We start from the raw sequence: 12,369 nt of genomic DNA on the forward strand, positions 1-12,369 counted from the left end.
TGAACACGAATAACTTTAGGTTGGTAGCTTAGCCCGTAATTCTAGTTCTGAAAAATCGTCATACTTATCTAAAGCCACCGACAACTCATCAGATAGTGGCAAATCATAACCCACACGAGGACTCTCAACATATCGGTCATATCTATCTCTAAAGCCTTTTAACGAGTTTGCTGAACACCCTATTATATCCGCCAAGCTTTTAATCGTTCTTGTCTGGTTCCCAAAACCCAATCGATTGAGATGGCCAAATTTTGCCAAATAAAGCGCCGATATTAATAGGTTTGTTCTATTAACTTCTGACGTGGGCATAGGGGTACGCGAAGTGTCTTTCTTAGGAGTTAATACTTCTGAATCATTTCCTTGTAGTTGGATATTGAAGAAAGGTTCTATCAATTGCCAACTGCGTAAAAACAGTTCAGATGTATCTGCCACACCATTTCCCAATGACAGTAGTGGCTCCATCACTTCTGATTTGAATTCGGATCTTGTGAGAACAAAATCAAAGTTTATCTTTTCATCATTCGCCGATATTTCTTGGAGTCTATCCTTCACGACATCAAGTTCAGAACAAACATTCGCGTTAGTGAATGGTGAGACAAAATAAATAGAAGATGTTTGATCGGGGAAATAGCGCTTCGCAATTAGTGCTGATCTAACTAACTTTTTATAGACCCTCATTGCCGTTGTTAATTTATCACCATAATTCAACCCACCAAGGTGAAAAGCTACATCTATGAAATATAGTCGGTTGTCGTAGAATGAAAGTCCTAGTACATCAACCTCTGCTTGACGCAATAGTTGCTCGTAGCTATTTTTGCCAAAAGCTTCCGGCCAAAGTTCATGAGCTGTATCGAAAAGTTCCGTTATCTCATCAGACTTAGGCAACCATTCAGGCGATGCTTTCCAGTTTAACTCAGCAAACTCACAACCACGGACATGTCGTAGCCATGAGCGCAAAAGAGATTCTGCTATTTCAATCTTCACAATACTGGCTTCCTCGTGATCGCCTTTTTTAGTTGGTCCCCCCAAACAAGAAGTATAGCAATGCTTAATTGGCAGCACTGGCCTTGACCTGAACATATAGAAGTAAGTTTGTCCTAAAGCTAAGCGGTGTGAGACATCTAATGGCGCATGAGTTTAATAAAATCGAACATTAGCACTTCATGTATTATTTCAGGTATGGAAAAATCGTTTAACTAGGTGTCCAGTCTGAATTGAGAAGAACAGGAATAGCTTAAAAGAAATACTTAACACTTGACTCATATCACCAATATTATGAGTTAATTGTCATAACATAAAGGAAACATCAAATCAGGTTCATACTATGAGAAAACTACTTACTATCGTGGCAATTGCAGCCAGTGTGACGGGCTGTGTATCAACTAAAACAGTAGATGTTGCTCCAACTACTATTGATGGTTCTAAAGCAGATGGTTCTGTAACAATGGGCTACATGACTAAAGATGATGCATACACAATTTATGTACCTAATGTTGATTGGAACCTTGTTGACAGTATCGCATCTCAAAAATGTAAAGCTTGGAACTATTCTGAAGCGAAACGCTTTGGCGATATGACTCGAACTCAATGTAACATGCAACAATACGATGCATGGGCAGGCAAAATGTACTGTTCTGAGAAGCTTACTTTAATTAACTACCAGTGTATTGATTAAGCTCGAATTTCTATAAGCCCACCATTTCGGTGGGTTTTAATTTAGACTCAACCTAACAGTTTCCTATCATTACCTCATTGCTAAATTGAATAATAGTCAATATCAGCATAACAACCTCAATAAAACTAAGTACGTTGTCAGTTATTATAAAAATAGGTCTAGTTCAGAGTGACACTGAAATATACTCCAAAGGCGAAGCTAAACAGGTTTGGGCACAAACGTTTTAGGTCAATTATACTAAGGCGCTTTTGTCCCGAATAGAACTAGAAATCCCGGAGTCGTAAGAAGATTCTGGACATAAATGTGTTAGAGCTAATGCTCGAAGTCATCAACTTCGGATAATATGAATTTGGGCAAAGTACTGCTGCCACAGCCCGATATGGTCATTGCCTAATATACCTGTTAGTGGGAAGTATAGTCAGACAGAAAGAGAAGCAGGCAAAGGTGTTACGATTTAAGTAAGCGCATTCCCCCCAATATTAAGGTCCCAAAGAACAGCTTAGTTATTCAGTTAGACTAGGCTTTTTACAACAGCTACCGCAGCTAACAGCAAAAAAACTGTACCACAACATTGATTGAAAATTCGCCCATTGGCTAAAAGCACTGTTTTAACCTTATCAGCCAATCTGGCCACGATATACTCTACGGCGAATTCAATACAAAGAAAGCTGAATGTTATCACCAAAAATTGGGGGATGAACGCCTCGTCGGGGTTGATAAACTGAGCTAAAAAAGCAGTGAAAAATAGTAAGACTTTCGGGTTAGACAAAGCAGCGAAATAACCTTGTTTAAATAGCTCTTTCGGCAGAACAGACACTACAGTTGTTGTTTGCTCAATGCTGATTGAAGATGCGAAAAACAATTTGAAACCTAACCATGCAAGATATAAAGCTCCCAGCCATTGAAGACCAATCATCAATTCAGGTTTTGCTTCTAGTAATGTACCTAAACCTAGCATAGCTACCGTAATCAAGATGAGAAAGCCACTCACGCCACCACATATTGTCCAAATTGTCTTCTTATAGCCATATCGTGCACCGTGGCTGAGTGCTAAAAGCGAGTTAGGACCTGGGACACAAGCAAGACCCAGCGCAGACAAAGCAAAGACACACCAAATTTCAAACGTCATAACCAACCAGCAAATTGAGAACTTAAGGGAGATTAGTATCTCTCAGTTCTCAATTTATCTATGGTATATTCTGGACGTAAAACATGAATATTTAGACTTAAGGTTCAATACAAATGAATGAAAATAATGGTGTCCGATTTTTATTGATACCTCTAAATAACTTTAACATGCTTCCGTTTGGTGGCTTCTTAGATAAACTCCGATTCTCCGCAGATGAAGCGGATCACAGTCAACAACGATATTGCTCATGGAAAGTTGTGTCTCACAGCAAAGGGTTAATCATTTCTAGTAGCGGAATCCCTATCAGAGTTGACCTCGATTTTAGTGACGTTAAGCCTGCGAATTTTGACTATGTGGTTTTCTTTGGTAGCCGCACTGCAACTGAATCTCAGCAGCAAGCCGCTTATTATCGCTCTTTTGTTCGAAATATTGTCGCCAATGGAATACCAATTGTCAGCATTGATAACGCTTGCTTTACTCTAGCTGAGTTAGGGCTACTTAACCGTCATCAAATTGTGGTTCATTGGCGGCACCATAGCGAGTTCAAAGCAACCTACCCTAAAGTAATTGTAAGAGATGAGCAGCTTTATCACTTTGATAAGGAGCTAATCAGTTGCACTGGCGGAAGTGCCACTATCGACCTTGCGGTGGCAATTTTGCAAAAGCATGTCGGTCAAACAAAGGCAGAAAAAGGGTTAGCGGATATGCTGGTTGATGAAAATCGTAGCATGCAACACCGTCTAAAGTCGTCAGAGCAAGGAGTACACAGGAATCGTCATATGGATAGAGCGATTTCTTTGATGCAAGAAAACTTGGAACAGACAATGACCGTAGAACAGGTTGCTACGCTCATCGGGATTAGTCGACGACAATTAGACCGCTTATTTCAGCAAAAGCTCAGCATCTCAGCGCGTCATTATTGGCAAGAGTTACGTTTACAACATGTTTACTGGCGATTGAAGCATTCTAATCATGACCTTGCCCAACTTGGAGATGAAGTGGGCGTTCGGGACATCAGCTATCTATGCAAGATTTTCAAGAAAAGATTTGGCGTAACACCAGGACAATGCCGTCGCGACTCGATAGCGTGATGACTATATGTGTCTAGCTAGCAGCCTTTCACATTCAATGTCCTTCTATTTCTGACTCATTATAAAAACTGGGGCATGTACAATTTTCAGAAGGTGTAATGGGCATAAGATCTAAATGGTTTTGGGGCAAAGGTGTGTTTACTGTGATCGGTTTCAGCACACCTCTGGACATTAATGAGCTACGCTAACCTCCCTAATAATCGGAATTGACATGAGGAAATGTATGACAAACCTTAGTTGGAACGCTGAATATTTGTCTAAGGCTGTTGGTGGAACGTTTTCCTCCATCGGTTAGGGGTTACCTCATAACGCTCTTTAAATTTATCTCTGAAAATGAGAACTGAGCTAAACCCTGTTTTTGCAACAATCTGTTCAATAGACAAATCTGTAGATTCAAGTAGATCCTGAGCCAAGTTTAGTCGCTCAGCCGTCAGCCATTCTCCAAATGACATACCTGTAGCTCTATTAAATTTTCTCGTAAAAGTTCGGCGGGACATCATCACTGAATCTGCTAGCTCATCCAGTGAATATTTTTGATTGATATCACGCCTGATATTGTCCATTAATGCATTGATACGTGAATCAGATGTCGTCACAGGTATAGGTTGATCGATAAACTGAGCTTGCCCACCATCTCTGTATGGAGGCACAACCATTCTTCTTGCTACTCGGTTCGCAATCGTACTGCTGTAGTATTTTCGGAAAACATACAGACAGCAATCGATACCTGCGGCAGTACCTGCTGAGGTTATCACCCCGCTATCTTCAACATATAAGGCATTCGTATCGAGCGAAACTTCTGGAAAGCGTTGACTAAAATCCTGTTCTAATTCCCAATGTGTCGCAGCTCGTTTCCCCGCTAATAAGCCAGCATAAGCGAGAACATAACCACCAAGACATAAACCGACAACCAATGCGCCTCGGGCATGAGCACGACAGAGAGCATTGAGCAACTTTTCATTAGGGCGCTCGTCAATTGTTCTCCAATAAGGTACAACGATGATGTCGCAATACTCTAGGAAATCAAGCTGCGCCTCGGTATGAATTTCCATACCGATATCAGATAAAATCGGTCCTTCCTCTCCAGCGACAAATTTAAGCTCGAAAAAAGCTTCATTAAGGGTATCTCTTCCAAACACAATGCTAGGGACAGAAATATGAAACGGGCTAAAGCGATTGAAAACAACAACAGCAACGGAAGGAATTTTATGGTTTTCATTGAGATACATAGTTCGTTTCCAAAGTAAAATGCACAGAGCAATGTCAATGAATCACTCTGTGCCGTTATCAACTCTAACTCTGTAGTTGCTTCATAATATCAACCTCATTGAAGTGCGCTCGTTTTTCGATGATTTTGCCGTCTTTAATCTTTAGCTGCATCATCAATGAAAATCGAACCTTCTTCCCTGTTGGCTTCAAATTATGCATAGGTGCCGAATGAACGCCTTCAAATATCATATAACAAGCTACTTTATCATCATAAGCGAAGATGTCATGTATACGGAAAACAAAGCCAGGAAAACCGTCCATATTTCCCTTTTCCTGAGTAAGGAAACCGTTGATATCTAATGGTGTATCTACTTGTGAGTAGAAAGTGAATTGCTCATGGCACATTGAAGCTACTGCATCATAATCATTGCCCTCTATAGCCCTGTAGAAAGACTTCACTAGCTCAATATTTGTCTCAGATGTCATTACCAGCATACTCCTAACATCAAACTAAAGTGTTACTGTTTCACCATCTTCTGGAACAAACACAAAATCGCTAATCATATTTGCAACTGCGTATTCGCGCATTTCTTGAGTCGTTACCAATACATGGTTAACTGCGCCCATATGAGTCGCAACGATTTTTGCTTTAGGAAGTACTTGGTGTGTTTTTAGTACATCTTCTTTACCCATGATAATAGGTCCAAAGCCCAGTACATGCGCCCAGCCAGTATTGAGAATAACGACACCAGGTTGTTCTTTTTTCATGGTTTCTTCTACACTTGGGATCCAAATCGTATCACCAACCACGTACAATTTTTCTTCATCGGCATGAGAGAAGATAACGCCCGTCACTTCACCCAAAATTTCTGCCATTTGTTCATGCTGGAAAGCAGCTTCTGGGCCATGCTGGCAGACTGTACGTGTAAACGAAATACCGTGATATTCAGTCTCTTCAGAGAAAATTTTAACGTTGGTAAAACCTTGTGATAGAAGAATAGCTTCATCACCTTCGTGTTGTACAAAAATCAATTTATCTTTAGGTATCACATTTACTGCTGTTTCATCCCAGTGGTCTGGGTGAGTATGAGTTAGCAAAACTGCGTCCACATTGATGATGCTTTCAATAGGCAAAGGCAATTCAACTGTTGGATTGCGTAAGTGTGAATTTGCTGTTCCTTCAAATCCAGGGTAAGTGCCTTTTGGCGCTAACATTGGGTCAATAAGAAATGTTTTACCTGCATAATCGATGATTTGTGTTGCATTGCGAATTTGTGTGATTTTCATAATTGTGCTCCAGTATTGCTGTGCTTTGCTGTAATGGAGTCATTTTATGCAATAGGATAGACGCTCAAAAGTGGCTTAAAGGACACATAAGGATACTATTGGGACAAAACTTATCCTTGGTATTGGTTGTTATTAGATAAATTGAGGGAAACTAATAGAAACCGCTTTAATGATCATTAACTGACTTAACACTGTTTGGGGCAATACTGAGTTACAGTCCATAAAGCACCCAATCTCTTCAGATCAAAGAGTTATTGCTATCATCATATACTAAAAACAACGCCAACAAGCCCTATCTGCATGTTATTTAAGGAAAATAATGATTTCAAAAATAACCATGAGAACTTATAACAAGTACTCGAAAGGACATTCTCACAAATATCATCAAATCGTGCTCCCTACCAAAGGGTACATTGATTTAATCTTAGATGGAGAAGTTTGCACTACCGCTTATGGTGACTGCATAATCATTAGATCCGGTTGCTACCATGAATTTAAAGCACGAGAAGATTTCCGATTTCTAGTCATCGATATTTATGAACTTCCCGACTTTCTAAGTCACATTCAAAGTACCGTTATCCGGCTTGATGAGTCAGCCAATACGTTTGTTCGATATGTTGAAAAACAACTTGAGGTGGATTCTATCGAAGAATTAGAAGAATCTATTTTGTCACTACTATTCGCTATCCTTGCTAAACAAGATCTCGGGAATAAAATCGATTATCGGATCAAAAAAGTCATCCAGTATATCAATCAAGATTTATCCAAGAACTACTCTATTGAAGACTTGTCGGCAGTAGCATGCTTAAGCCACACACAATTCAAAGTGGTTTTTCGAAAAAATATGGGGCAGACACCTTTCAAGTATCTTACGAAATTACGCATGGAGAATGCTAGAGTATTGCTCAACAATACTGACCTGCCAATATCAATAATTTCAGAGAAAGTGGGCTTCACTTGTCAGTCTTCATTCACCCGTTGCTTCAGTAATCATTTTTCTCAATCACCGAAACATTATCGTGCCAAGCGTTGAACTTTTTCAGCAGGAAAACGACGATAGAAGACAATGGCCAACGCAACAACAAACATCCCGACTATAGTGAGCAGACTGATTTGAGTGCCAAATAGCGCATAATCAAAAAAATATGCCAATAACGGTATCGCATAAAATAACACGCTAACTGATGATGCCCCATCTTGCTTGGTCATGTGCATCAGCAACAACAATGCCCCTACTGAAACCCCCACAGACATCCAAACAAGTGATATCAAAAATCCTGGCGTCCAAATAATACTCCCCCCAACCAGAACGTTGATCCCCATAAGAATGGGGGTAGCTAGTACACTCTGGCACATTGCACTCAATAACACATGACTGACAATACTCGCTTGCAACACCGTACCAAACGTTATAGAAAAAAGAGCAGCAATGCCAAATACCACTCCATATGCCGCTAATTGCGTGAGGTCTTTCGCGCCATAAATCGAAATCACTAACCCGAGAAAACCCAACAGCAAAAGTGCCAATTGACGACGACTGACTTGTTGCTTACATAAAAATGGGGTTAGCAGCGGTTGTAAGCCCAGAATTAGTGTCACCAACCCCGGAGAAATTCCGGTATCAATCGCCAAAAAATAAAATGACAGATAACAAACTTGAAGAAGTGCCCCTACCACCAAAATTCTTCGTAGCTCAGCTTTTGAAGGGCTACGAATCAATGATGGTTTACGGTAAGAGTAAAGCCAAAACAACATTATTAAGCAACACATGGAAACCAAAGATCGGGCTGCTAGGAAGCTCCAAACTGATGCGTATTGAAGCCCGAACTTAACCACCACCGCACCACTACTCCAGATAAAAAGAAATAGGAAAGGAGCTAACTTATTCATAATCAAACTCATCAGCTTAAACGTTAAGATTAAAGCTTATCGGGTAGTCTGGATGCGCTTTTAAAGAATCATAAGGAAATGAGACGTACCCCTCCAATGCTGGTTTCCGAGTGAAAAAAATCAACATATCTCTTGTTGCATCTTTAGCAGGATTGGATGCTTCTACTGCCGTCAAGCTATGTTTTCTCTCATTATCGCAAATCAACAAAGTATCAAGGAAGTTCAAATGTTGTTTCTCATCCAATATAAATGTCGGATCAGCTTCGTGCCATTTTAATACGTTTTTTTCTTTCATATGATGAATAAAGGTTTTGGCGCTATGGTCTGTCATATTTTTGTGCCCCCAATAATGTTGTCATTGTGTGGTCAACACCATCAGTATGTACTCCCTCTAGAGCAGGCTCACCGACCAAGCTTGGAGAAGTAACTGTACGCAGATGGAAAACTGTCGACACCCAATTTGGAGAATCGTAGTTCAAATACTTTCGTGGAGCCGTTGCGACATCATGGCAAACAAGGTGCTTAAATAAGAGTAAAGATTGGAAGATAGAATTATGTTGTAGTCGGTCATTTAAGCCTCGAAAATGTCTAATATCCCCCGAATCATGGCGAACAAAGTCCTCATCAAAAGATAGAACAAATGGTTGAAACTCTGTTCGATAACAACATTGCTTTTCCAAGTTATAGCAAAACCTTCCATTTCTTGAACGTCTAAATGCCAACGTTGGATCATTAAATAGCTGCTCACTAATTACTTTCATTTCCTCCACATGAGCTGGATTTGCCCCAAGCTCTACCAAAATATTTAATAATTGTGTTCCTGGAATAAATACACTCCGATAGTTGATATAACTTTCCTTTATTTTCTGTATAGTTTCTTGAGTCGATTTTTTCATTTACTAGCCGTAACGTCTTATTATTTGTTAGTGAATTAATTAAAGCCCATAACAATCTCTTACATAAAAAATAAGTTAGAGCAATTTCCAGTCACAATATAAACAATCTATTACTTATAATTTATACTTAAAGGACGGTAATCTTTTGAGAAAAGGCGGAAGTGATAACGCAATATTTAACGTCAAAGACATGAATAACGACTAGAAAATTTAAAGTGAGCCATCTATCTGGGCCTGTTTTAATATTCAATTTAGCTTGGAGATACAGCAAATCAGAACAATTTTTTTGCAATGACGGACTTTTTGTTAGCAGGAAGTTAATTAGTATGTTTCGTCCACTTAGATTTTGGTCGCAACTCACTTTGGGGCAAAGGTGTGTTGCAGTTCTTAAATGGGGAAGTGTTTTTCCTCATACTCCTCAACCAATGCAGCTAGCCTTTCAAGTTTACAAATTAGTCTTATATTTGCTCTATCGAAAGGTATTGAGGTTACTTACCTTGGCGAGATTTTTTAAAGTGCTCAATACCGTGTTGTATGCGACATTCAACACTTGTGCTGTTTCCCTTATTCCAGAGCTATTCATTGACATATCGACAATTTTTTCTTTTACATCTGGCTTGCGGGCTTCGTAAACTTAATCGAGTTGAAAGCCCTTTCGACACTCGATACACCTGAAACGAGTAAAGCCAGAATGCCCTTTTCCATGTTCACGGACGAGCTCTGTTTTATTACAGAAACGACATTGAACTTGGATAGTAGCCATGACCAATGAAAGGATAGTTAGGTTTTTATTGCGTAAATTATCGGTAAGAATAGTGCATATAACAGGCAATAAGCCAGGTGTGTAGAATTATTCTATTTTAGGGATTTTGCTCTAAATCTAAATGAATCTTTGCATTTCAATTTCAATAAAGCTTAGTTACTGATCATGTTTCTGAGTATGCGAATTATTATCAATTATGCATATGATTACTCATTGTCTAGTTTGATTTGTGTAACGTCACTGCAGCACGTATTGAGCGTACCACGCTGATTGTCTGTGTTTTCGTGTTGACAGTTTGGTACTAGGTAAAATCAACAAGACTATGATTTCAAGGAACATTTTATGTTAAAGAAACTACTAAGTTGTTGTATCACCTCCGCGCTCTGTTTTCATTCTTCTCTCGCTTTTTCGCAACCCAATGAGATTGCGGACAGTGCAGAGTTACAACAAGATCCCGACACATTGCCTGCCACTTTGATGCTTGCACCGGACGACATCGCCATTGCAGATCGCTACATAGTGGTATTTCAACAACCGCAAATGATGGCGAGCAACTCAACAGAATTCGAGCAATTCACGCAACAGTCTGTAGACCGCATGTCTGGTTTGTATTCGATACAAGTGGAGTCGGTTTTTGACCACTCGATAAGTGGATTTGTCGCTAACTTGAGTCATGAGCAACTGAAAGATCTGCGTTCTGATCCTCGTGTGGACTACATTGAGCAAGACAGAATCCTATCGCTTGACCCAATAGTCTCGGCAGACGCAAATCAGACCAATGCCATTTGGGGACTAGACCGAATCGACCAACGTAACTTGCCACTCGATAACAACTACAGTGCCAACTTTGATGGAACTGGTGTAACGGCTTATGTTATCGATACTGGTGTGAACAATGCACACGTTGAGTTTGGTGGGCGCTCGGTTTCTGGGTATGACTTTGTCGATAATGATGCAGATACAAGTGACTGTAATGGACACGGCACACACGTGGCGGGCACCATTGGCGGCAGCTTGTATGGTGTTGCGAAAAACGTCAACCTTGTCGGCGTGAGAGTATTGAGCTGTAGCGGATCGGGGTCTACGTCTGGTGTTATCGCCGGTGTGGATTGGGTGGCTGCGAACGCTTCCGGACCTTCAGTTGCCAATATGAGTTTAGGTGGCGGTCAATCTGTAGCTCTCGATAGCGCGGTGCAAAGTGCGGTTCAGTCAGGTGTCAGCTTTATGCTTGCAGCAGGTAACTCCAATGCCGATGCGTGTAACTACTCTCCAGCGCGCGTTGCTACTGGTGTAACTGTCGGCTCGACCACCAGCACGGATGCACGTTCGAGTTTTTCAAACTGGGGCAGTTGTGTGGATGTGTTTGCGCCAGGCTCACAAATCAAATCTGCGTGGTATGACGGTGGTTACAAAACCATTAGTGGTACATCGATGGCGACGCCACATGTAGCGGGTGTAGCAGCACTGTATCTTCAAGAAAACAGTTCGTTATCTCCAAGCCAAGTAGAGGCCTTGATCGTTAGTCGCGCAACTAGCGGAAAGGTGACGGACACAAGAGGCAGCGTGAACAAGCTACTTTATAGCTTAACGGATGCTGATTGTGGCCAAGACTGTGGTGGCCCAGATCCAACACCGGATCCAGAAGGTAAGTTAACCTCGGGTGTGCCAGTGAGCGGTTTAAGTGGCTCAACCGGTCAAGTCGCGTATTACTATGTTGATGTAGAAGCTGGGCAGCGCTTAACCGTACAAATGTATGGTGGCAGCGGTGATGCGGACCTGTATCTCCGTTTTGGTGCAAAACCAGCACTGAACGCATGGGACTGCCGACCTTTCAAATACGGTAACAATGAAACATGTACGGTCAGCGCGACACAAAGTGGACGTTACCACGTCATGATTCAAGGTTACTCAAACTATAGCGGTGTCAGCATTCAAGCGAGCTACTAGTTATTATTTTCGTTATTGAAAGAGAACAAAGCCCACTTGTCGGTGGGCTTTGCTTTGGGAATACTGAGTTTAATAGGTGGCGTTCGATGCTATTCAAACGCACCGGCCTTTTTCTTCAAGAACTCAACTCGAAGCGGCATCGAAGCTTTCTATTAGTACACCGCATAAGTCGGGTTCTCCAAGTCGTGTACATCAAATAGGATGCGAACTTGATCTCATCGAGCTAACTCTTTCTCCATCATAAATCTTGGCATGATGGCAAACCCAAGATGATTCAAAACAAATTCTTTACTGTGACCGCGGTTCTCACTTGCAATTTTAGGCTGTGAGACAAACGCGTGACCTGACCTTGGCTGTTGGTCATCGTGAACGATATGGTGGCTAATCCGAGAAGATTGTATCCACTCAAAACTCAGACCCTATACTGCAAATGTTGATGGGCTGGCAACGGTAACATTGGATGAAATGGGCCTTGAACCACG

At 41.0% G+C, this 12,369-nt stretch carries 12 protein-coding genes and 1 pseudogene; 4 read left to right on the plus strand and 9 right to left on the minus strand.

Annotation, left to right across the window (positions count from 1 at the left end; all coding sequences use genetic code 11):
• Positions 1–15: 15 nt before the first annotated feature.
• Complete coding sequence (locus MSG33_RS04875; protein WP_248380069.1) at positions 16–984, minus strand: hypothetical protein; 969 nt, start codon at positions 982–984, stop codon at positions 16–18.
• Between the two features lie 340 nt (positions 985–1,324).
• On the opposite strand from MSG33_RS04875, the gene yecR reads away from it, so the two are divergent.
• A complete protein-coding gene (gene yecR, locus MSG33_RS04880) occupies positions 1,325–1,675 on the plus strand; it encodes a YecR family lipoprotein (protein WP_024701646.1) in 351 nt (116 codons plus the stop codon).
• Between the two features lie 511 nt (positions 1,676–2,186).
• On the opposite strand, the gene MSG33_RS04885 is transcribed toward yecR, so the two are convergent.
• The gene (locus tag MSG33_RS04885; protein WP_248380071.1) at positions 2,187–2,804 is read right to left on the minus strand and encodes a LysE family translocator; all 618 of its coding nucleotides are present in this window, start codon (positions 2,802–2,804) and stop codon (positions 2,187–2,189) included.
• Between the two features lie 113 nt (positions 2,805–2,917).
• Between MSG33_RS04885 and MSG33_RS04890 the strand changes: the two genes are divergently transcribed.
• The gene (locus MSG33_RS04890) at positions 2,918–3,895 is read left to right on the plus strand and encodes a helix-turn-helix domain-containing protein (protein ID WP_248380072.1); all 978 of its coding nucleotides are present in this window, start codon (positions 2,918–2,920) and stop codon (positions 3,893–3,895) included.
• A 257-nt stretch (positions 3,896–4,152) separates the two neighbouring features.
• Here MSG33_RS04890 and MSG33_RS04895 read toward each other — a convergent pair whose 3' ends face one another.
• The 3 genes from MSG33_RS04895 to MSG33_RS04905 all read right to left on the minus strand — a co-directional run bounded on the left by MSG33_RS04895 (position 4,153) and on the right by MSG33_RS04905 (position 6,391).
• Positions 4,153–5,124, minus strand: a complete 972-nt coding sequence (locus MSG33_RS04895; RefSeq protein WP_047009328.1) for a helix-turn-helix domain-containing protein — start codon at positions 5,122–5,124, stop codon at positions 4,153–4,155.
• Positions 5,125–5,188: 64 nt separating this feature from the next.
• Complete coding sequence (locus MSG33_RS04900; protein WP_248380073.1) at positions 5,189–5,590, minus strand: ester cyclase; 402 nt, start codon at positions 5,588–5,590, stop codon at positions 5,189–5,191.
• Between the two features lie 24 nt (positions 5,591–5,614).
• Entirely contained in the window at positions 5,615–6,391 is a 777-nt protein-coding gene (locus MSG33_RS04905; protein WP_029843842.1) for an MBL fold metallo-hydrolase, read from the minus strand.
• 319 nt (positions 6,392–6,710) lie between these two features.
• Between MSG33_RS04905 and MSG33_RS04910 the strand changes: the two genes are divergently transcribed.
• On the plus strand, positions 6,711–7,424 hold the full coding sequence (locus tag MSG33_RS04910) for an AraC family transcriptional regulator (protein WP_248380074.1): 714 nt from the start codon (positions 6,711–6,713) through the stop codon (positions 7,422–7,424).
• Here the strand turns inward: MSG33_RS04910 and MSG33_RS04915 are convergent.
• The 4 genes and pseudogenes from MSG33_RS04915 to MSG33_RS04930 all read right to left on the minus strand — a co-directional run.
• Complete coding sequence (locus MSG33_RS04915; RefSeq protein WP_248380075.1) at positions 7,406–8,281, minus strand: DMT family transporter; 876 nt, start codon at positions 8,279–8,281, stop codon at positions 7,406–7,408. The genes MSG33_RS04910 and MSG33_RS04915 overlap by 19 nt on opposite strands.
• Positions 8,282–8,297: 16 nt before the next feature.
• Entirely contained in the window at positions 8,298–8,612 is a 315-nt protein-coding gene (locus MSG33_RS04920; RefSeq protein ID WP_248380076.1) for a 2OG-Fe dioxygenase family protein, read from the minus strand.
• Positions 8,599–9,177 (minus strand): 2OG-Fe dioxygenase family protein, encoded by a 579-nt coding sequence (locus tag MSG33_RS04925; protein ID WP_248380077.1) that lies wholly within the window; start codon positions 9,175–9,177, stop codon positions 8,599–8,601. The genes MSG33_RS04920 and MSG33_RS04925 overlap by 14 nt, the downstream gene beginning before the upstream one ends.
• Positions 9,178–9,672: 495 nt before the next feature.
• Positions 9,673–9,940, minus strand: a pseudogene (locus tag MSG33_RS04930) (IS1-like element transposase); the annotation flags it as partial.
• Positions 9,941–10,282: 342 nt separating this feature from the next.
• Between MSG33_RS04930 and MSG33_RS04935 the strand changes: the two are divergent.
• Positions 10,283–11,887: a S8 family peptidase gene (locus tag MSG33_RS04935; protein ID WP_248380078.1), complete on the plus strand. Its 1,605-nt coding sequence runs from the start codon at positions 10,283–10,285 to the stop codon at positions 11,885–11,887.
• The last annotated feature ends 482 nt before the right edge of the window (positions 11,888–12,369 follow it).

This window comes from Vibrio sp. 1CM7H, from assembly GCF_023161645.1.
Classification (GTDB): Bacteria; Pseudomonadota; Gammaproteobacteria; order Enterobacterales; family Vibrionaceae; genus Vibrio; species Vibrio diabolicus.